Source organism: Nonomuraea sp. NPDC049684 (assembly GCF_044465345.1).
Classification (GTDB): Bacteria; Actinomycetota; Actinomycetes; order Streptosporangiales; family Streptosporangiaceae; genus Nonomuraea.
The window spans coordinates 268,981-288,767 of sequence record NZ_JBITLO010000003.1 but is presented as its reverse complement, the minus strand read 5'-3'; the positions used below and the strand labels follow the sequence as shown (position 1 = coordinate 288,767).

Annotated in this window: 13 protein-coding genes; 10 read left to right on the top strand and 3 right to left on the bottom strand. The window is 74.1% G+C overall.

Going from position 1 to position 19,787, the window contains the following annotated elements; all coding sequences use genetic code 11:
- Nucleotide 1 precedes the first annotated feature (1 nt).
- The 3 genes from ACIBST_RS11590 to ACIBST_RS11580 are packed head-to-tail and all read left to right on the top strand — an operon-like array spanning nt 2 to nt 8,408.
- Nucleotides 2–2,800, top strand: coding sequence for a BTAD domain-containing putative transcriptional regulator (locus tag ACIBST_RS11590; protein ID WP_397171017.1), 2,799 nt, complete (start codon nt 2–4; stop codon nt 2,798–2,800).
- Entirely contained in the window at nt 2,797–5,604 is a 2,808-nt protein-coding gene (locus ACIBST_RS11585; protein WP_397171015.1) for a BTAD domain-containing putative transcriptional regulator, read from the top strand. Before ACIBST_RS11590 ends, ACIBST_RS11585 begins: the two co-directional genes overlap by 4 nt.
- The gene (locus ACIBST_RS11580; RefSeq protein ID WP_397171014.1) at nt 5,601–8,408 is read left to right on the top strand and encodes a BTAD domain-containing putative transcriptional regulator; all 2,808 of its coding nucleotides are present in this window, start codon (nt 5,601–5,603) and stop codon (nt 8,406–8,408) included. Before ACIBST_RS11585 ends, ACIBST_RS11580 begins: the two co-directional genes overlap by 4 nt.
- Nucleotides 8,409–8,410: 2 nt before the next feature.
- On the opposite strand, the gene ACIBST_RS11575 is transcribed toward ACIBST_RS11580, so the two are convergent.
- On the bottom strand, nt 8,411–9,970 hold the full coding sequence (locus ACIBST_RS11575; RefSeq protein WP_397171012.1) for a PucR family transcriptional regulator: 1,560 nt from the start codon (nt 9,968–9,970) through the stop codon (nt 8,411–8,413).
- Nucleotides 9,971–10,065: 95 nt separating this feature from the next.
- On the opposite strand from ACIBST_RS11575, the gene ACIBST_RS11570 reads away from it, so the two are divergent.
- The 3 genes from ACIBST_RS11570 (at nt 10,066) to ACIBST_RS11560 (ending at nt 13,937) form a co-directional block, all read left to right on the top strand.
- Entirely contained in the window at nt 10,066–12,279 is a 2,214-nt protein-coding gene (locus ACIBST_RS11570; protein ID WP_397171010.1) for a molybdopterin cofactor-binding domain-containing protein, read from the top strand.
- On the top strand, nt 12,263–12,496 hold the full coding sequence (locus tag ACIBST_RS11565) for an EF-hand domain-containing protein (RefSeq protein WP_352323877.1): 234 nt from the start codon (nt 12,263–12,265) through the stop codon (nt 12,494–12,496). Before ACIBST_RS11570 ends, ACIBST_RS11565 begins: the two co-directional genes overlap by 17 nt.
- Before the next feature lie 61 nt (nt 12,497–12,557).
- Entirely contained in the window at nt 12,558–13,937 is a 1,380-nt protein-coding gene (locus ACIBST_RS11560; RefSeq protein ID WP_397171009.1) for an NCS2 family permease, read from the top strand.
- Here ACIBST_RS11560 and ACIBST_RS11555 read toward each other — a convergent pair.
- Entirely contained in the window at nt 13,934–14,884 is a 951-nt protein-coding gene (locus tag ACIBST_RS11555) for an excalibur calcium-binding domain-containing protein (protein WP_397171007.1), read from the bottom strand. The genes ACIBST_RS11560 and ACIBST_RS11555 overlap by 4 nt on opposite strands.
- A gap of 166 nt (nt 14,885–15,050) precedes the next feature.
- On the opposite strand from ACIBST_RS11555, the gene ald reads away from it, so the two are divergent.
- Both ald and ACIBST_RS11545 read left to right on the top strand, forming a co-directional pair.
- On the top strand, nt 15,051–16,166 hold the full coding sequence (ald, locus tag ACIBST_RS11550) for an alanine dehydrogenase (RefSeq protein ID WP_397171006.1): 1,116 nt from the start codon (nt 15,051–15,053) through the stop codon (nt 16,164–16,166).
- 114 nt (nt 16,167–16,280) lie between these two features.
- Nucleotides 16,281–16,775: an EF-hand domain-containing protein gene (locus tag ACIBST_RS11545; RefSeq protein WP_397171004.1), complete on the top strand. Its 495-nt coding sequence runs from the start codon at nt 16,281–16,283 to the stop codon at nt 16,773–16,775.
- A 67-nt stretch (nt 16,776–16,842) separates the two neighbouring features.
- On the opposite strand, the gene ACIBST_RS11540 is transcribed toward ACIBST_RS11545, so the two are convergent.
- Entirely contained in the window at nt 16,843–17,544 is a 702-nt protein-coding gene (locus ACIBST_RS11540) for a DUF3105 domain-containing protein (RefSeq protein WP_397171002.1), read from the bottom strand.
- 120 nt (nt 17,545–17,664) lie between these two features.
- On the opposite strand from ACIBST_RS11540, the gene ACIBST_RS11535 reads away from it, so the two are divergent.
- Nucleotides 17,665–18,306, top strand: a complete 642-nt coding sequence (locus ACIBST_RS11535) for a DUF305 domain-containing protein (RefSeq protein WP_397171000.1) — start codon at nt 17,665–17,667, stop codon at nt 18,304–18,306.
- Nucleotides 18,307–18,363: 57 nt separating this feature from the next.
- Nucleotides 18,364–19,785 carry a phytoene desaturase family protein gene (locus tag ACIBST_RS11530; RefSeq protein ID WP_397170999.1) on the top strand — a complete coding sequence of 474 codons (1,422 nt, stop codon included), beginning with the start codon at nt 18,364–18,366 and terminating at the stop codon, nt 19,783–19,785.
- Nucleotides 19,786–19,787 lie beyond the last annotated feature (2 nt).

Sequence of the window (19,787 nt, the reverse complement as noted above, 5' to 3'; positions counted from 1 at the left end):
CGTGAGCGACGACATCTACATCCGCCTTCTCGGCGCCGTTCACGCCGAACGTGGCGTCCAGCCCCTCGATCTCGGTCCCGCCAGGCAGCGGGCCACGCTTGCGATCCTCGCCTCGGCCGCCGCCCGGCCGGTCTCGGTGAACCGGCTCGTCCAGGGCATGTGGGGCGACGAGCCGCCGCGCAACGCCGAGCAGAGCGTCTACACCTACGTCGCGGGCCTGCGCCGCGTCTTCGAGCCCGGCCGCGGGCGGCGCGCCCCGTCGCGGCTGCTGCCGGGCACCGGCGCCGGATACGTCTTCGACATCGCTCCCCAGCAGGTCGACTCCGTGCGCTTCGCCGCGCGGCTCGACGACGCCCTGCGCTGCCGCCGTGAAGGCGACGACCGCCGGGCCGTGCGGATCCTGGACGAGGCCCTGGCGATGTGGCGCGGCACCGCGCTGAGCGGCCTGACCGGCCCGTTCGCCGAGCGGGAGCGCGCCAGGCTGGAGCTGTTACGCCTGACCGCGCTGGAGCAGCGGTACGAGAGCCTGTTGCACCTGGGCCGCCACCACGAGCTCACCGACGACCTGCGCGACCTGACCGCCCGCCACCCGCTGCGCGAGCGCGTCCGCGAGCTGCTGATGCTGGCCCTCTACCGGTCGGGCCGCCAGGCGGAGGCGCTGGAGGTCTACGAGGAGGGCCGGGTCCTGCTCCTGGAGGAGCTCGGCCTGACGCCGGGCGAGGGGTTACGCAAGTGTCACCAACTGGTGCTGCGCGGGGAGCCCGGACCGTGGCGCGGCGACGGGGTGCCGCACCAGCTCCCGCGCCACCTGGCGGGGTTCGTGGGCCGCTCCCGCGAGCTGGAGGAGCTGGAGCGGCGGCTGGCCCCGGACGGCGGGCGTCCGCCGACCCCGCTGGTGATCGTCTCCGGGCCGCCGGGCGTCGGGAAGTCCACGCTGGCCGCCCAGGTCGCCCACCTGGTCCAGGAGCGCTTCCCCGACGGGCAGCTCTTCGTCAACTGTCGCGGCGCCACCCCGGAACTGCCCGCGCTGACCGGGCTCGACCTGCTCGGCCGGTTCCTGCGGGGGCTGGGGGTGGCGGCCGACGCCGTACCGGCCGACCTGGACGAGGCGGCGGCGATGTGGCGCAGCCTCCTGCACGGCCGCCGGGTCCTCGTCCTGCTGGACGACGCCGCCGACCTGGCGCAGATCCGCCCGCTGCTGTCCACCCCCTTCGGCACCGCGCTGCTGGTGACCAGCCGCGAGAGCATGACCTGGGGCGAGGACTCCTACCAGCTCGAACTCGGCCGGATGTCCCCCGCGGAGTCGGCCGCGATGCTGGCCGGGCTGGCCGGGGAGGAGCGCGTGCGGGCCGGCGCGGGCGACACCGCCGAGCTCGTACGGCTGTGCGAGGGCCTGCCCCTGGCGCTGCGCATCGCGGGGGCCCGCCTGGCCAGCCGCCCCGACTGGAGCATCGCCACGATGGCCGGCCGCCTGGGCGACGAACGGCGGCGGCTGCACGAGCTGGTCGCCGGCGACCTGGCCGTACGGTCCAGCCTGGCGGCCGGCTACACCGCGCTGGAACGCAGCCCCCGCCCCCTCGACCGGCTGGCCGCCCGCACGCTGTCCCTGCTGGGCCTGCTGCACGTGCCCGAGATCACCGCCGAGGCGGCCGCCACGCTGCTCGACTGCGACCCCGCCGACGCCGACCTGGCCCTGGAGCGGCTGGCCGACGCGCACCTGCTCGACCGTCCCAGGCCGGGCCACTACCAGCTGCACGACCTCGTCCGGCTGTTCGCGGGCGAGCTGCGCCCACCCGACCCCAAGAAGCCGGTCCTGCGCGCGCTCGCGTACTACACCGCCTCCACGCACCTGGCCAGCGGCGTCCTGGACCCGCACCGCGTCCGGCGCGGCACCGCTCCGGAGTCGGCCGCGCACATGGTGGCCGGGCGCGAGGAGGCGACGGCCTGGCTGCTGGAGGAGGAGGCCGTCCTCGCGGCCGCGGCCCGCCAGGCGTTGTCCGCCGAGGACGACGACATCGCCGCGATGGGCGTGGCGCTCACGCTCGCCCTGGAATGGGCCTACCAGCGCAGCTACCGGACGCTGGAGATGATCGAGCTCAGCTCCATGGCCCTGACCGTGTGCGAACGGCTCGGCGACGCGGAGAGCACGATGCACGCGCGGGGTCTGCTGGCCAACGCCCTGCGCATGCAGGGGCGGATAGAGGAGGCCGTCGAGCACCTGCGGGCCGAGCTGGCCCTCGCCAGACGGCTCGGCGACGCCTTCTCCGAGCAGCGCGCGATGGGCAACCTCGCCAACGCGTACTTCAACGGCGGCCACTACGAGCAGGCGATCGGCTGCGCCGAACAGCAACTCGCCATCGCCGACCTCATCGGCGCGCGGGTCGGCGCCCGGTACGCCATGCTCATCATCGGCGAGGCCCGTCAGGCCCTCGGCCGGGCGGAGGAGGCTCGCGAGATCCTGAGCTCGGCCCTGTCCGAGGCCGAACAGGTGGGCGACAAGACCCATCAGGCGCAGCTGCGCGCCGTCCTCGGCCGGGTGCATCTGGATCTGGGCGAGCCGGAGCACGCCCTGCCCCACTACCTCATCGCCCTGGAGCTGATCGAACGGGCCGGCTACCGCGTGGGACGGGTGCGCGACCTGGTCGGGTTGTCGCGCACGTACCGCGCCATGGGCGAGCTCGACCTGGCGCTCGCGCACGTCACCGAGGCGGTGGCCGGGGCCGACGGGCTGGCGGAGTGGGAGAGGGAGGCCAGGGAAGAGCAGGCCGCCGTGCACGAGGCCCGCGCGAGGCACCGGTGACCGACGGCGTGGCCATCCGCCTGCTCGGCCCGGTGACGGGCGTGCTCGACGGCCAGGAGATCGATCTGGGGGCCGCGCGCCAGCGCGCGGTCGTCGCCATGCTGGCCTCTCCCCCGGGCCGCGTCGTGACCATGGGACAGCTGGTGGAGGGCCTGTGGGGCGCGAACCCGCCGGCCAGCGCCGGGCAGAGCGTCTACACGTACGTGGCCGGGCTGCGGCGCACGCTCGAACCCGGACGCAGGCCGGGCCAGCGGTCCAGGGTGCTCGTCGGCGAGGCGGGCGGATACCGGCTGCTCGTCGATCCGCGCCAGGTGGACTCCTGCGTCTTCGCCGAGCTGCTGGAGACGGTCGACGTTCGCGGGCCGGACGACGACGACGCCCTGCGCACACTGGACCGGGCGCTGGCGCTGTGGCGGGGCGTGGCTCTGAGCGGCCTGACCGGCCCGTTCGCCGAGACCGAGCGCATGCGGCTGGACGAGCTGTTCCTCGGCGCCACCGAGACGCGCGCCGAGCTGCTCATCCGCCTCGGCCGGCCCCGCGAGGCCATCGCCCCGCTGCGCGAGCTGACCGGCCGCCACCCGCTGCGCGAACGGCTGCACGAGCTGCTCGTCCTGGCCCTGGACGGTGACGGCCGCCAGGCGGAGGCGCTCCAGGCGTTCGAGGAGGCCAGGCGCGTCCTCGACGCGGAGCTCGGCGTCCTGCCCGGCGAGGGGCTGCGCGCGGCGCACAGACTGCTGCTGTCCGGGGGCGAGGAGGAGCCCGAGCCGGCCCGTCCCGCCGTCCCCCGGCAGTTGCCGCGCGATCTCATCGGGTTCGTCGGCCGGGCCGCGGAGACGACCTGGCTGAGATCTCTGCTGTCGCCGGCGGACGGCCCTCCCCACCCGTTCGTGGTGATCTCGGGGCCGCCCGGCGTGGGCAAGTCGGCGCTGGCCGTCCACGTGGCACACCAGGTGGAGGGCCGGTTCACCGACGGGCAGCTCGCCGTCGGGCTGCGCGGCGGCACGCCGGGCGTCTCCCCGCTGCCGCCCCACGAGATCGCGGGGCGGCTGTTGCGCGGCCTCGGCGCGGCCAACGAGGACATCCCCGCCGACCTGGACGAGGCCGCCGCGCTGTGGCGCAGCAAGCTGCACGGCAGGAAGCTGCTGGTGCTTCTGGACGACGCGGCCGGTCTGGCGCAGGTCAGGCCGTTCCTGCGCACCCCGCTGGGCGTCAGCCTCCTCGTGACCAGCAGGGAGTCCTTCAGCGCCGGGGACGACTGCGTGCAGCTGCGGCTGGGCCGCCTCACCTCGTCCGACGCCGCGGTCATGCTCTCGGGGCTGGCCGGCGCCGACAGGGTGCAGGCCGACGCCGAGCGGACCGCCGCCCTGGTGAGACTGTGCGACGGTCTCCCGCTGGCGCTCCGGATCGCCGGCGCCCGCCTCGCCGACCACCCCGGGTGGAGCCTGGGCGCGCTCGCCGACCGGCTCGCCGACGAGCGAGGCCGCCTGCGCGAGCTGGCGGCCGGGGACCTGGCCGTGCGCTCCAGCCTCGCGAGCAGTCACCACGGCCTGGCCACCGGTTCCCGCCCGCTCGATCGGCTGGCCGCCCGCGCCCTGCCGCTGCTGGGGCTGCTGCACGTGCCCGACGTGACGGCCGAGCTGACGGCGTTGCTGCTCGGCAGCTCCGTCGAGGAGGCGGAGCGGGCCCTGGAGCGGCTGGCCGACGCGAACCTCCTCGAACGGGCCGATGACCGGCGTTACGCGCTTCACGACCTGGTCAGGCTCTTCGCCGGCGAGCTGCGCCCGGCGGACTGGAAGGAGGCCCTGCTGCGAGCCTTGTCCTATCTGGCCGCGTCGGCGCGGTCGGCGAGCGTCACCGTCGACCCGCACCGGGTGCAACTCGCCCGGCACGTCGAGGGGCCCGTCCGGGAGCACGCGGACGCCGGGCGGGCGGCGGCCTGGCTGCGTGCGGAGCGGCAGGTGCTCAACGCGGCGGCCGTCCAGGCTCTGGACTCGCCGGACGACGACCTGGCGGAGCTGGGCGTGACGCTGACCTTCGCGCTCCTTTGGCAGCAGCAGCGCGAGCACGCGGGTCAGGAGATGATCGATCTCAACGTGCCGGCCCTGCGGGTGTGCGAGCGGCTCGGCGACGAGCGCCTGGCCCTGGTCGCGCACGACAACATCGCCAACGGCCTGCGCCTGACGGGCCGGGCCGAACAGGGGGTGCCGCACCTGGAGGCGGCGCTGGAGCTGGCGGCCAGGATCGGCGACTCCTTCGGCGAACTGCGCGCGCTCGGCAACCTCGCCAACCTCCACGTCACGGCGCAGCGCTACACGAAGGCGCTGCCCTACGCCGAGCGCCAGCTGGACGTGGCACGGGCGACCGGCTCGCAGGTCGGTGTCCGCTTCGCCCTCATCGTGATCGGCAAGAGCCTGCTCGGCCTGGGACGCGCCCGCGAGGCGTACGAGCCGCTTTGCGAGGCCTTGGACGGAGCCCTCGCGGCGGGCGACGACACCCATGAGGCGCATGTCCGCCTGGCGCTCGGCGATGTCCTGATCCAGCTCGGCGACCCCGAGCACGCCCTGGAGCACCTGCAGGTGGCGCAGTCACTGCTCGGCTCGACAGGTCACCGGTTCAACGTGAACGCCCTCATCTCGCTGTCGCAGGTGTCGCGCGCGCTCGGCAGGCTCGACGAGGCCCTGTCCTACGCCGACGACGCGGTGCGCATCACGGAGAGGTTCGGCTACGTCTCCTGGGAGCAGCGGGCCAAGGACGAGCAGGCGGCCGTGCGGGCGGCGATGAGGATCGCGGCGGGCCGCTCATGAGCGCGCCCGGTCTCGGTCTGCGCCTCCTCGGGCCGGTCTCGTGCGCCGTCGACGGCGAGGAGGTCGATCCGGGGCCGCCGCGGCAGCGGGCGGTCCTGGTGATGCTCGCGGCCGCCCCCGGGCAGGTGGTCACCAAGGAGCGGCTGCTGGAAGGGTTGTGGGGCGATCGCCCGCCGTCGAGCGCCCAGCAGAGCGTCTACACCTACGTCGCGGGGCTCAGGCGCGCGCTGGAACCGGACCGGAACCCGGGTGAGCGGCCGGGCCTGGTGGTGAGCGCCGCGGGCGGGTACCGGTTGCTGGTCGAGCCGGACCGCGTGGACGCGATCGCCTTCACCCGTCTCACCGAGACGGCCCACAGGTCGGCCGAGGCGGGCGCGCAGGCGGAGGCGCTCCGGGCCTACGACCAGGCGCTGGGGCTGTGGTGCGGACGCCCGCTCGACGACGTGCCGGGGCCCTTCGCCGAGGCGGAGCGGGCCAGGCTGGAGGACCTGCACGCGGGCGCGGTCGAGGGGCGGGCCGCGGCCAGGATCCTGCTCGGCGCGCCGCACGAGGCCGTCCCCGAGCTCAGGTCCCTGATCGCCCGGCATCCGCTGCGCGAGCGCCCGTACGAACTGCTCATGCTGGCGCTGGACGCCTGCGACCGGCGGCCGGAGGCGCTGCGCGTGTACGCCGAGGCGCGGCACGTCCTCAGCGATCAGCTGGGGGTGGAGCCCGCCACGGGCTTACGGCAGGCGTACGCCCTGGTGAGCGCCCGAACCGCGGCCGGCTGGGAGGCTGGGCCGGTCCCCAGGCAGCTGCCGCGCGATCTCATCGGCTTCGTGGGCAGGCCGCGCGAGATCGCCCACCTCCATGGCCTGCTCGCCCCCGATGACGGCGCCGAGCCGCATCCGCTGGTCGTGATCTCGGGGGCGCCCGGCTCCGGCAAGTCCGCGCTGGCCGTGCGCGTCGCGCACGCCGTACGGCACCGCTTCCCGGACGGGCAGGTGTTCGTCCACCTCCGCGGCGGGACGCCGAACGTGCCGCGGCTGGACCCGCACGACATCGTCGCCCGGCTGCTGCGCGCGATCGGCACCCGCAACGAGGAGGTGCCGCCCGGCCTGACGGAGGCGGCGGCCCTGTGGCAGGCCAGGGCCGCGTCCAAGAGGCTCCTCGTGCTCCTGGACGACGCCGCCGACCTGGAGCAGGTCCACTGGCTGCTGCCGGCGCCGGCCGGCGTCTCCGTCCTCGTGACCAGCAGGGAGTCGCTGAAAGCGGAGGACGATCTCGTCCGGGTCCGGCTGGGCCGGCTCTCTTCCGCCGAGGCCAGAACGATGCTGGCCCGGCTGGCCGGGGAGGACCGGTTCGGCGCCGACCCCGCCGGCACCGCGTCGCTGATCCGCCTGTGCGACGGCCTGCCGCTGGCGCTGCGCATCGCCGGGGCGCGCCTTGCCGACCGCCCGGACTGGACCGTCGGCGAGCTGGCCGGCAGGCTCGCCGACGCCCGGACCCGACTGGGGGAGCTGGAGGCGGGCGATCTCGCGGTCCGGTCCGGGCTGGCGGCGAGCTGGAGCCATCTCACGCACAGCGAGCGCGCCGTCGATCGGGCGGCCGCGCGGATGCTGGCCCTGCTCGGGCTGCTCCACGTCCCCGACCTCTCCGTGGACGCGGCCGCCCGGCTGGCCGGCGTGCCCGAGGGGGAGGCCGGGCGCGCGCTGGACCGCCTCGGCGACGCCCACCTGATCGAACGGGACGCGCGGGGCCGCTTCCAGCTGCACGACCTCGTCCGGGTGTTCGCCGGCGAGCTGGTCCCCGCCGAGGACCGCAAGGCCCCGCTGCTGCGGGTGTTCGCCTACTACGCGGTCAGCCTGCGGTCGGCCGCCCATACCGCGGACCCGAACCGGGTCCACCCGACGCACCTCGCGGTGGCCGGTCCGGGCCGCGCCTTCCAGGACGCCGCCGAGGCGAACGCCTGGATCGAGCAGGAGGAGGCCGTCCTGCTGGCCGCCGCGGCCCAGGCCATGGCCGACCCGGACGACGACCTCGCCCGCACGGGGGCCGCCATCGGCCTGGCCATGTTGTGGCCCCAGCAGAAGGCCTACCGGGTGGCCGATCTGATCTCCGTCGGCAACCAGGCGCTGTCGGTGGCCGAGCGCCTCGCCGACGACGAGACCGCCATGCACGCCCACAGCCAGGCCGCGGCCGGCGAGTACTTCAAGGGCGACCTCACCGCCGCACTGGACCACCTCGACCGGCACCTGACCCTGGCCAGACGGCTCAACGACCGCTTCGACGAGCAACGGGCCCACGGCAACCTGGCCGCCACGTACGTGAAGGCGCAGAGGTACGACCGGGCCCTTGAACACGGGCTGGCCCAGCGCGAGATCGCCCGGGAGATCGCCTCGGAGGTCGGCGAGCGGTACGCCCTCCTGCAGATCGGCAACGCCTACCGGCACATGGGCCGTCTGGAGGAGGCGGCGCTCGCGCTGGAGGAGGCGGCGGCGATGGCCGGGCGGGCCGGCGACGCCTCGCTGGAGGCGCACATGCGCCACGCGCTCGGCGGCCTCCGGCTCGACCGCGGTGACCTGGAGGCCGGGCTCGCCCAGCTCGGACGGGCGCTCGACCTCGCTGTGGCGGGCGGTACGAAGCTCCTGCAGGTGCAGTGCCTGATCCAGCTCGCCCGCGCCAACCGGCTGCTGGGGCGGCGCACGGTGGCGGCGGAACGCCTGGCCGAGGCGGAGTCCCTGGCGCTGGCCCTGGACAGCGCGTCCTGGCTGGAGCGCGTCGCCGAGGAGCGGGCGGCGGGCGCGGCGGACCGGGAGAGGTGAGGTCAGGCGGGTGGGGTGGTGTCGCGGAGGGCGAGGAAGAAGTCGACGCGGTCGGACATCGCCGACAGGTTCCTGCCAGTCAGCTCCTCGATCCTGCGGACGCGGTACCGGACCGTGTTGACGTGCACATGGAGTCGTTCGGCGCAGGCGTTCCACGAGCCCGCGCAGTCGAGGAAGACGTCGAGCGTGCGCACGAGGTCCGACTGGTGGCGGCGGTCGTAGGCGAGCAGCGGGGACAGCAGCCGGTCGGAGAAGGAGCGGCGCACGTCGCCGGGCACGGTGGCCAGGAGCAGCGCGTGGGTGTAGATCTCGTCTCTGGTGACCACGCCGCCGTCGCGGGCCTGCGCCAGCCGCAGGGCGTGCCCGGCCTCCTCCACGCCGCCCTTGAGCGCGGCGGCGCCGGTCAGCGCGCCGCTCAGGCCGACGCTCAGGCGGGTGCCGGGCAGCGCGGCCAGCACGGCGGCCCCGGCCCGCATCCGCGCGGCCAGCTCCCCGACGCTCCTCCCCCGCAGCGCCACGAACGCCACCGCCCCACCACCCGCCGCAGCCCCGCCGCCCGCGACCGGGCCGCCGACTCCCGGCGGCGTTCTCCCGGAGCCGTCGGGGACGGGGGCGGCGACGGCCTCGCGGGTGAGAAGTTCCTCCAGGATCTGGCCGCCGAGGACGGCGGGCGCCGGGCCGCGGGTGGCGCCGGGGCGCGGGGCGGTGGCGCTGACCACGGCGTACGGCTCGTCCGCGTCGATCCCGCAGGTGCGCAGCCGGGCGTTGAGCTCGGCCGCGTCGGAGTCGGCCAGGGCGGCCGCCACGAGCTGCCCCGCCAGGCGGCGCTCGACCCGGCGGCCCTCCTCCAGGCGGCCGCGTTCGAGTGCCACGCAGGCGGCCAGCTCGTAGCCGAGGTCGGCGCGGCCGAGCAGGTCGCCGTCGCAGGCCAGGACCCAGCCGGCCGCCCGGTGGCCGCGTCCGACGGCGAAGAGCGTCGCGCCGCCGGCCAGGGCGGGCAGCCGGGGCGCGGTCAGGTACGCCCTGGCCAGCCCCGCCGGGTCGGCGGCCGTACCGACGACCACCGCCCCGGACGCGGACAGGACGGCGCCCGTGACGCCCAGCTCGGCGGCGGTCAGCTCGAACAGCCCGCGCAGGTCGGCGCCCTCGGCCAGGGCCGCCACGAGCCTGCGGTGACGCCCGAGCGCGTCGCGCACGTCGCCGGACAGCCGGGGCGCGACCAGCTCGGCCAGCGTGCGGAAGGAGACCTCGACCGGCACCTCGACCAGCGGCAGCCCGGCCCGCCGGCAGGCCGAGACGAGGTCGGCGGGCACGTGCCCGAGCCGGGCCGCGCCCGCGCCGAGTGCGGACACCCCGCCCTCGACCAGGGCGGTGACGAACCGGGCGGAGTCGGCGGCGGTGTCGCGCCACATCAGCCCGGTCAGCACCAGCTCGCCGCCGGACAGGTAGCGCCCCGGCTCGGGCAGGTCGGTGATGTGGACCGTGCCGAACTCGCGCTCCGGGTCGCCGGCCAGCAGCCTGAGACCCAGCTCGTCGATCGCCAGCAGGTCACTGATGCGCACTTGGAGGAATATACAAGCCCGGTCTGTCAAGCGATGACCGGGATTTCACGTCATGGGCATAGGAGGCCGGGCCGGGCCGGTGCTCTACTCGGAGAATGACGGAGACGGTCCACCCCACCAGGTCCGAAGGCGTCGGCGGGTCGGAGGGGGTCGGCACGAGCGCGCGGCGGCCGGACGCGACGCTGAAGGTGACCGGCGAGTTCGCCTACGCCTCCGACCTGTGGCTCGACGGCATGGTGTGGGGCGTGACGCTGCGCAGCCCGCACCCGTCGGCCTGGATCCGGTCGATCGACGTGGGGCCGGCGCTGCGGATGCCGGGTGTGCTGGCCGTCCTGACGCACGAGGACGTGCCGGGCGAGAAGTTCTACGGCCTCGACCACAAGGACCAGCCCGTGCTGGCCATCGACCAGGTCCGCCACCAGGGCGAGCCGGTGGCGCTGGTGGCCGCCGACCATCCGGAGACCGCGCGCAGGGCCGCGCGGGCCGTCGTGGTCGGCTACGAGCCGCGCCCGGCGGTGACCGATCCGCGCGAGTCGCGCGAGTACGTCCGGCGCCAGCCGGTGCGCAAGGGCGACACGTTCGAGGCCGAGGTCGTCGTCACCGGCGAGTACGAGGTCGGCATGCAGGACCAGGCGTTCCTCGGCCCGGAGTCGGGTCTCGCGGTCCCGGCCGAGGACGGCGGCGTGGACCTGTTCATCGCCACCCAGTGGCTGCACGTGGACCGCGACCAGCTCGCCCCCTGCCTGGGCCTGCCGCCGGAGAAGGTCCGGCTGACGCTGTCGGGCGTCGGCGGCGCGTTCGGCGCCCGCGAGGACCTGTCGATGCAGGTGCACGCGTGCATGCTGGCCCTGCGACTGAACCGCCCCGTCAAGATCGTCTACGGTCGCGAGGAGTCGTTCTTCGGCCACGTGCACCGCCATCCGGCCCGGATGCGCTACGAGCACGGCGCGACGCGCGACGGCAGACTGGTCTACGTCAAGGCCGACATCCTGCTGGACGGCGGCGCGTACTGCTCCTCCTCCCCCGCCGTGGTCGGCAACGCCGCCTCGCTGGGGGCCGGGCCGTACGAGGTGCCGAACGTGTGGATCGACGCGGCGGGCGTCTACACCAACAACCCGCCGTGCGGGGCGATGCGCGGGTTCGGCGCGGTGCAGGCGTGCTTCGCCTACGAGTCGCAGATGGACCGGCTGGCCGAGGCGTGCGGGCTGTCGCCGGTCGAGATCCGGGCGCGCAACGCCGTCTCCCAGGGCTCGGCGCTGGCGACCGGCCAGGTGATCGACTCCCCCGCGCCGCTGGCGGGCATGTTGCGCGAGCTGGAGGCCATGCCGCTGCCCGCCCCGCGTACGGGGGCGGACCTGCGCGTGCTGCCGGGCGGCGTCTCCCAGACCACGCACGGCGAGTCGGTGCGGCGCGGGATCGGCTACGGCGTCGGCATCAAGAACATCTGCTTCTCCGAGGGCTTCGACGACTACTCCACCGCCCGGGTGCGGGCCGAGCTGGTCGGCGGCGAGCCGCGGGTCACCGTGCACACCGCCGCCGCCGAGGTGGGCCAGGGGCTGGTCACGGTCCAGGCCCAGATCGCGCGCACCGAGCTGGGCATCGAGGAGGTGACCGTGGCGACCGCCGACACCGCCGTGGGCTCGGCGGGCTCGTCGTCGGCCTCGCGGCAGTCCTACGTGACGGGCGGCGCGGTCAAGGCGGCCTGCGAGGCGGTGCGCGAGCGGTTCGAGGGGCTGCCGCCGCGGGAGGCGCTGGCCAGGTTCGGGCCGATCGAGGAGACCCGCGAGTACCGCCACCGGCCCACGAAGCCGATGGACCCGGTGACCGGGCAGGGCGACTCGCACACGCAGCTCGCGCTGTGCGTGCACCGCGCGGTGGTGGACGTGGACGTCGAGCTGGGGCTGGTCAAGGTGGTGGAGCTGGCCGCGGTGCAGGACGTGGGCAAGATCATGAACCCGCAGGCACTGGAGGGCCAGATCCACGGCGGCACGGCCCAGGGCCTCGGGCTGGCGCTCATGGAGGAGATCCAGGTACGCGACGGCCGCGTGCTGAACCCGTCGTTCACCGACTACCTGATCCCCACCATGCTCGACATGCCGCCCATGCAGCTGAAAATCCTGGAAAATCCGGACCCGTCCGCGCCGTACGGCCTCCGCGGCGCCGGCGAGCCGCCCACGCTCTCCTCCACCCCGGCCGTCGCCGCCGCCGTACGCGCCGCGACCGGGCTCCGGTTGACTCGCGTTCCGATCAGGCCGGAAGATATCGCCTTGTCCGAACACGGGGAGGTATCCGATGGCAAGCGGTCGTGAAGCCGCCGAGGCGGAGTTCAGTCGCTTCGACACCGACGGCGACGGTCTGCTGACCGCGGCCGAGATCAGGCAGGCCAACGAGGCGCTGGGGGTCCACGGCGCGTCCGAGGAGGAGATCGAGGCGTTCATCAACGCCGCCGACACCGACGGCGACGGCCGGATCGGCCTGGAGGAGTTCGTCGGCCTGGTCGGCCACGGGCGGCACGAGAAGGCGTGATCATGTCCCCCGCCGGGTAGGTGACCCGCACTCCCCTCGATCATGACGAGGGGGACGTGTGGTGCTCGACAGACTCTTCGAGCTGACCGGGCGGGGGACGACCGTCGGACGCGAGGTCCGCGGCGGCCTGACCACTTTCATGGCGATGGCCTACATCATCCTGCTCAACCCGATCATCCTGGCCGGCGCGCAGGACGTCACCGGCGCCCGGCTGTCCATCGCCGAGCTGACCACCTCGACCGCGCTGGCCGCCGCGCTGTCCACGCTCCTCATGGCCTTCGTCGGCAACGCGCCGTTCGCGCTGGCCGCCGGGCTCGGGCTGAACGCGGTGGTCGCCTACCAGGCCGCGCCGCACATGACCTGGCCGCAGGCGATGGGCCTGGTCGTGCTGGAGGGCGCGGTCATCATCGTCCTGGCCGTCACCGGCCTGCGCACCCTGATCATGAACGCGATCCCGCTGGCGCTCAAGCACGCGATCAGCGTCGGCATCGGCCTGTTCATCGCCCTGATCGGCCTGGTGGACGCGGGTTTCGTCGCCCGGGGCACCGGCACCCCCGTGCAGCTCGGCGCGACCGGCCATCTCACGGGCTGGCCGGTCACGCTCTTCTCCTTCGGCCTGCTGCTGATGATCGTCCTGTACGTGCGCAGGACCCCGGCCGCCATCCTCGTCAGCATCGCGGTCACCGCGGTGCTGGCCGTCCTGGTCAACTCGCTGCTGACCGTCCCCGCCAAGGAGTGGGGGGTGGTCGTGCCGCACATGCCCGAGTCCCTGGTCTCGGCGCCGAGCTTCGGGCTGGTGTGGCAGTTCGACCTGTTCGGCGGGTTCGCCAGGGCGGGCGCGCTGACCGCGACCGTGGTGCTGTTCACGCTGGTGCTGTCCGGCTTCTTCGACGCGATGGGCACGATCATCGGCGTCAGCGACGAGGCCGGGCTCGTCGACCAGATCGGACGGGTGCCGCGGCTGGGCCGCATCCTGACCGTCGACGGCGTCGCGGGCATGATCGGCGGCTCGGTCAGCGCCTCGGCCAACACCGTCTTCGTCGAGTCGGCCGCGGGCGTGGGCGAGGGGGCGCGCACCGGTCTGGCCAGCGTCGTGACCGGGGCGCTGCTCGGGCTGACGCTGCTGTTCACGCCGATCGCCGCGGTGGTGCCGGCGGCCGCGGCGGCGCCCGCGCTGGTGCTGGTCGGGGCGCTGATGATGACGCAGTCCAAGAACGTGCCCTGGACCGACATCGAGCTGGCCGTCCCGGCGTTCCTGACGATCGCGCTGATGCCGTTCACGTACTCGATCACGAACGGGGTGGGGGCCGGGGTGATCTCGTACACGCTGATCAAGGCGGCCAGGGGCCGGTTCGCGGAGATCCCGTGGCTGTTGTGGGCCGTCTCGCTGGTCTTCCTGGCCTACTTCGGCATCGACGCCCTCCGGGCCCTGTTCGGTTAGCGGATGTCAGCGCTGTTGCAGGCCACGCCGTTGTGGTCGAGGTCGGGATACCAGGAGTACTCCTCATGCCGTCCGCGCGTGTAGGGGCCGTCGCCGGCGGCCTGGGCCTCCTTGCAGCTCGCGTACCGCCTGTCGGGCACGCGGGCGACGCCCGCGGGGGCGGTCGTGCCGGTGGTCGCGGTGCCCTGGCCGGTGTCCGCGGGCTGCTGCGGCTGCTGGTCCGTCGGCTGCTGGTTCGTGGGCTGCTGCTGGTCCGTCGGTTGCTGGTTCGTGGGCTGCTGGTCCGTCGGCTGCTGGGGCTGCTGGTCGGTGCCCGGCTGCGACGGCTGGGACGGCGGCGTGCCGAGCATCCGGACCACCAGCGCGTCGGCCTCCTCCTTGGTGAAGCCCGCGATGCTCAGGCTGTCGCCGTCCATGCTCTGCGTGACGACCGGCGCGGCCAGGACCGTCTTCGGCGTCTGCTCGCCTTCGGGCGCCAGCACGATCGCGACCTGCCGCTGCGTGGGCTGGAGCTCGTCGATGAGCCGCACCAGCCGGTCCTTGAAGACCGGCGCGACCGCGATGCGCACCGAGTAGGAGTTGTCGGTCCCCCGGACGGCCTCGATCCGCTGCACGGCGCCGACCGTGACGCCGTCCTCCAGGAGGTAACAGGTGGTCTGCTGCTCGTCGAGCACGGCCGGGTCACCCGGGCAGGGCGCGGTCTTGGTCTCCTTGACCGGCGCGAAGTGGATGGGCGTGGCCAGGCGCTGCGGCGGCGCGCCGCCGAGGAGGGGGCTGTCGGGGCTCTTGGTCATCAGGACGGCGACCGTGCCGAGCACGCCCGCCACGACGACCACGAGCACCAGCGAGACGGTCAGCACGATGGTGGTGAGACGGCTGGCCTTCGGCTCCCCGGGCTCCTCCGGCTCTTCCGGCTCCGCGGGAGGCGCCTCTACCGGTCTGTCCATCGTTGACGACCCCATCCTGACGTTCGGGCTGCCGGTGAGCTTATCGAGGACGGGCAGCAGCGGGGTAATCAGCCGAAAAATCCTCACCTGTCTGTGAGATCGGAGGAAAAATGGAAATGAGAACGCAGGTTGTCGGCAACTTTCCACGCGAACGAGGGATGACCCCATGAAGGTCGGAGTTCCCCGCGAGGTCAAGAACAGCGAGTACCGCGTCGCACTCACCCCCGCGGGCGTCCACGAACTGGTCCGCCACGGGCACCAGGTCCACGTCGAACGGCACGCGGGCCTCGGCTCGGCCATCCCGGACGAGGACTACGCCGCGGCGGGCGCCGTCATCGCGCCGCACGCCGACGAGGTGTGGGCCACGTGCGACCTGATCATGAAGGTGAAGGAGCCGGTGGCCGAGGAGTACCACCGGATGCGCAAGGGCCAGATCCTGTTCACCTATCTCCACCTGGCCGCCTCGGGCCCCCTGACCAGGGCCCTGCTCGACTCGGGCGTCACGTCCATCGCGTACGAGACCGTGCAGAACAGGGACGGCTCGCTGCCCCTGCTCGCCCCGATGTCGGAGGTGGCCGGACGGCTGGCGCCGCAGGTCGGCGCGTACCACCTGATGCGCTCGCAGGGCGGCAGGGGCGTGCTCATGGGCGGCGTGTCCGGCGTGCGGGCGGCGAACGTCGTGGTGATCGGCGCCGGGGTGTCCGGGATGAACGCCGCCGCCATCGCGCTCGGCATGCAGGCCGAGGTGCTGCTCCTCGACCGCAACATCGACAAGCTCCGCCAGGCGGACATGATCTACCAGGGCCACTGCCAGACGGTCGCGTCGAACACCCTGGAGATCGAGAAGGCCGTGCTGGAGGCCGACCTGGTCATCGGCGCGGTGCTGGTGCCGGGGGCCAAGGCGCCCATGCTGGTCACCGACGACCTGGTGAGCCGGATGAAGCCGGGCTCGGTGCTGGTGGACATCTCGATCGACCAGGGCGGCTGCTTCGAGGGCTCGCGGCCGACCACGCACGCCGAGCCGACGTACCGGGTGCACGAGTCGGTCTTCTACTGCGTGGCCAACATGCCGGGCGCGGTGCCGCACACCTCGACGTTCGCGCTGACCAACGTGACGCTGCCGTACGCGCTGGCCGTCGCGGGGAAGGGCTGGCGCGAGGCGGTCCGCACGGACGCCGCCCTGGCCGCGGGCGTGAGCACCCACGAGGGACGCCTGACCAGCCGGCCGGTGGCCGAGGCGCACGGCCTGGAGTGGTCGCCGCTGGAGGAGGCGCTGGCCTGAGCCGGGTACGGGACAGGCCCGGTCGCGCGGAACGGGACCGGGCCTTGGCCGTCACCGATCGCCGCGTTACGGTGAGTCACGAGACCATGACGATCCGTGACAACGGAGGCTTGGATGGATCCGGTGCTCCTGCGCGGCAGCGCGGAACGCAACTTCGACGACCTCGACACCGACGGCGACGGCTTCCTGACCAAGGACGACTACATCGCGCTGGCCCGCAACCGCATCCTGCGGGCCGGCGCCCGGCCGGACACCCCCGAGGGGCGGAAGGTCGTGGCGGCGTTCCTCGACACCTGGGACGTCCACGTCCACGCCCTCGACGCCGACCACGACGGCCGGATCAGCAGGGAGGAGTACGTCGAGTCCTTCCAGGCGCTGGTGCGCACGGGCACGCTCGACGGCGTGCTGAACCCCATGTTCCGCGCCACCTTCGACCTCGCCGACCACGACGGCGACGGCGAGCTCACCGCCGCGGAGTTCCGCACGCTGTGGAACCGCGACGACGGGCTCTCGGCCGCCTTCCAGCGGGCCGACGCCGACGGCGACGGCCGCATCAGCTTCGAGGAGTACGCGCGCCTGCGCCGCGGCCTGCTCGTCGGCGACCTCTAGCGGAACCCTTGAACAGCCGTCGAGGGCCCGGCCGGAGCCGGGCCCTCGACGTCGCGCGAAGGGGGTGTTACTTGGACTGGCTGGGCGAGGGCGCCAGCGTCTCCATCGGGGTGTTGCCGGTCGGCTCGGGCGGCAGCGGAGCCTGGTCCGACGTGGTGGTGATGGCGTCGGCGCCGCCGCACACGGCGCCCGGCTCGGGGGTGTCACGGCCGTTCTGGTACTTCTTGATGAAGGCCGGGAGCTTGGGGTCGGACGGGTCCTGGAGCTTGAGCTGGTGGCCCCACGTCGAGGCGACGATCGGCGCCGGCAGGCCCGGGTAGGGGCTGACCAGCATGTAGTCCTGCTGGCCGGTGGAGGTCGCCACTTCCTTCAGCGCGTCGAGCTGCGCCTTGGGCAGGTCGGGGCGGTAGGTGATCCAGACCGCGCCGTGCTCCAGCGAGTGCACCGCGTGCTCGTTGTGGATCGGCTTGTCGTAGACCGCGCACTGCTGCCAGTAGTTGTTGTGCTCGCCGCCGACGGGCGGGACCTCCTTGTACGTGACCGACTTGGCGACGTGCTGCCCGGCCTCGTACTTGTAGTTGGCCACCGCGTCGAGCGAGGTCGCGCGCGCCTGGTTGACCAGGTAGACGCCGACCACGCCGACGAGGAGCACGACGATGAGACCGCCCGTCCCCCACATGAGCAGTGCGGCGCGGCGTTGTTTGCGCTGCTGCTCGGCCCGCATCTTCTGCAGATGCTCGCGCCGCGCCTGCGCCTTCTCCTTCGTCATCGTCCCTCCATCGGCGTACCTGACTGCGGTCACCCTATGCCCTACCGGCGTATGCGGAGAATAAGAGGCGCATAAGCGTCGGATCACAGCTTGCGCGGGGATGGGTACGCTGGACGGGCCATGGAAAAGCCCGCCAGAAAACCCGTTCTGATCGTCTGCGCCGTGCTGGTGCTCCTCGCCGCGGCGTTCCTGCTGTTCGGCCGCGACTCCACCCCCGGAGACTCCTCGCCCGAGGCCGGGTTCGCCCGCGACATGGCCACGCATCACGCGCAGGCCGTGGAGATGGCGTTCGTCATCCGGGACAAGAGCCCGGCCAAGGAGATCAGGAACCTCGCCTTCGACATCATCACCACGCAGTCCAACCAGCGCGGCATGTTCCAGGGCTGGTTGCAGCAGTGGGGTCTCGACCAGGCGACCGACCAGCGCCCGATGGCCTGGATGGCGGGCCACGGCCACGGGGCCACGCCCGCCGCTCCCGGCACGGCTCCGGGCTCGATGCCCGGCATGGCCTCGCCTCAAGAGCTGGCCAAGCTCAAGGAGCTGCAGGGCGTCCAGGCCGAGGTGCTGTTCCTGCAGCTCATGATCCGCCACCACGAGGGCGGCGTGGAGATGGCCGAGGGGCTGCTCAAGCTGTCCAAGCGGGACGAGGTGGCCGGCATGGCCCAGAAGATCGTCCAGGGGCAGAGCGGTGAGATCAGGCTGATGACCGACCTGCTCAAGCAGCGGGGGGCGCAGCCGTACCCGTCGATCCTGGCTCCCTGAACCCCGCGCGGGGCGGCGTGAGAGGCTGGAACCCCGGAGCGCGGAAGGGCGGGCGCCATGATCACCGCAAGGGCTGAGACGGTCGTCGTGGGGTCGGGCCCCAACGGGCTGACGGCCGCGGTCATGCTGGCCCGCGCCGGGCGCGAGGTGCTGCTGCTGGAGGCGGCCGACCGGTTCGGCGGCGGGCTGCGCTCCGGCGAGCTGACGCTGCCCGGCCGGGTGCACGACCTGGGCGCCACCGTGATGGCGATGGCGCTGGCCTCGCCGGCGATGCGGGCGCTCGACCTCAAGGGGGTCGAGTTCGCCCATCCCCCGGTGGCCGCGGCCCATCCGCTCGACGACCGTCCGGCCGTGCTGCTGCACCGCGACGCGGCCCGTACGGCCGAAGGGCTCGGCCGCGACGGCCGGGTCTGGCAGGCGACCGCGGGCGCGGCGGCGCGGGCCGGGTTCCCGCTCATGGAGGTGCTGCTCAGCCCGCTCGGGCCGTGGCGGGCCGGGCCGCGCACGTTCGCGCGGGCGGCCGGGTTCGGGGCCGCGGCCGCGCTGCCGGCCACGACGTTCGGCCGCCGGGCGCTGCGCACCGTCGAGGGGCGGGCGCTGCTGGCCGGGCTGGCCGCGCACTCCATGCTCGACCTGCGCTCGCCCGTCAGCGCCGGTTACGGGCTGGTGCTCGGGGCGCTGGCCCACCTGGTGGGCTGGCCGCTCGTGCGCGGCGGCTCGCAGGTGCTGGCCGACGCCCTGGTGGCCGAGCTGCGCTCGCTGGGCGGCGAGGCGGTGACCGGCCACCGGGTCGAGCGGCTCGACGAGCTCGACGCCCGGACGGTGGTGCTCGACGTGACGCCCCGGCAGTTCCTCGCGATGGCCGACCTGCCCGCCGGTTACCGCCGCGGCCTGCGCCGCTACCGGTACGGGCCCGGCGTCTTCAAGCTGGACTGGGCGCTCGACGGCCCGGTGCCCTGGCGTGACCCGGAGGTCGCGCGGGCCGGGACCGTGCACCTCGGCGGGACGCTGGAGGAGATCGCGCTCGCCGAGGCCGAGGTCGCCGCCGGACGCCACTCGCCCCGCCCGTACGTGCTGGTCGTCCAGCCGTACGCGGCCGATCCGACCAGGGGCGGGCACACGCTGTGGGCCTACTGCCACGTCCCCAACGGCTGGGCGGCGGACCTGACGGACGTCGTCGAGGCCCAGATCGAGCGGTACGCGCCCGGCTTCCGCGACAGGGTGCTGGCCAGGCACGCGACCGGCCCCGCCGCCCTGGAGGCGGGCAACCCCAACCTGGTCGGCGGCGACATCGGCGGCGGGCTCAACGACCTGGTCCAGCTCGTGCGGCGGCCGGTCTGGTCGGCCGCGCCGTGGCGCACCCCGCTGCCCGGGGTGTTCCTCTGCTCGTCCTCGACGCCGCCGGGGCCCGGCGTGCACGGGATGGGCGGCTGGCAGGCCGCCCGCCTGGCCACGCAGGCGGAGCGGCACGCCTCCTGACC

What these genes read in the sequence shown, in the direction of transcription:
- ACIBST_RS11570 (WP_397171010.1), top strand. Translation starts at nt 10,066, where the DNA reads ATGACGGAGACGGTCCACCCCACCAGGTCCGAAGGCGTCGGCGGGTCG.
- ACIBST_RS11545 (WP_397171004.1), top strand. Translation starts at nt 16,281, where the DNA reads ATGGATCCGGTGCTCCTGCGCGGCAGCGCGGAACGCAACTTCGACGAC.
- ACIBST_RS11530 (WP_397170999.1), top strand. Translation starts at nt 18,364, where the DNA reads ATGATCACCGCAAGGGCTGAGACGGTCGTCGTGGGGTCGGGCCCCAAC.
- ACIBST_RS11535 (WP_397171000.1), top strand. Translation starts at nt 17,665, where the DNA reads ATGGAAAAGCCCGCCAGAAAACCCGTTCTGATCGTCTGCGCCGTGCTG.
- ald (WP_397171006.1), top strand. Translation starts at nt 15,051, where the DNA reads ATGAAGGTCGGAGTTCCCCGCGAGGTCAAGAACAGCGAGTACCGCGTC.
- ACIBST_RS11580 (WP_397171014.1), top strand. Translation starts at nt 5,601, where the DNA reads ATGAGCGCGCCCGGTCTCGGTCTGCGCCTCCTCGGGCCGGTCTCGTGC.
- ACIBST_RS11555 (WP_397171007.1), bottom strand. Translation starts at nt 14,884, where the DNA reads ATGGACAGACCGGTAGAGGCGCCTCCCGCGGAGCCGGAAGAGCCGGAG.
- ACIBST_RS11540 (WP_397171002.1), bottom strand. Translation starts at nt 17,544, where the DNA reads ATGACGAAGGAGAAGGCGCAGGCGCGGCGCGAGCATCTGCAGAAGATG.
- ACIBST_RS11565 (WP_352323877.1), top strand. Translation starts at nt 12,263, where the DNA reads ATGGCAAGCGGTCGTGAAGCCGCCGAGGCGGAGTTCAGTCGCTTCGAC.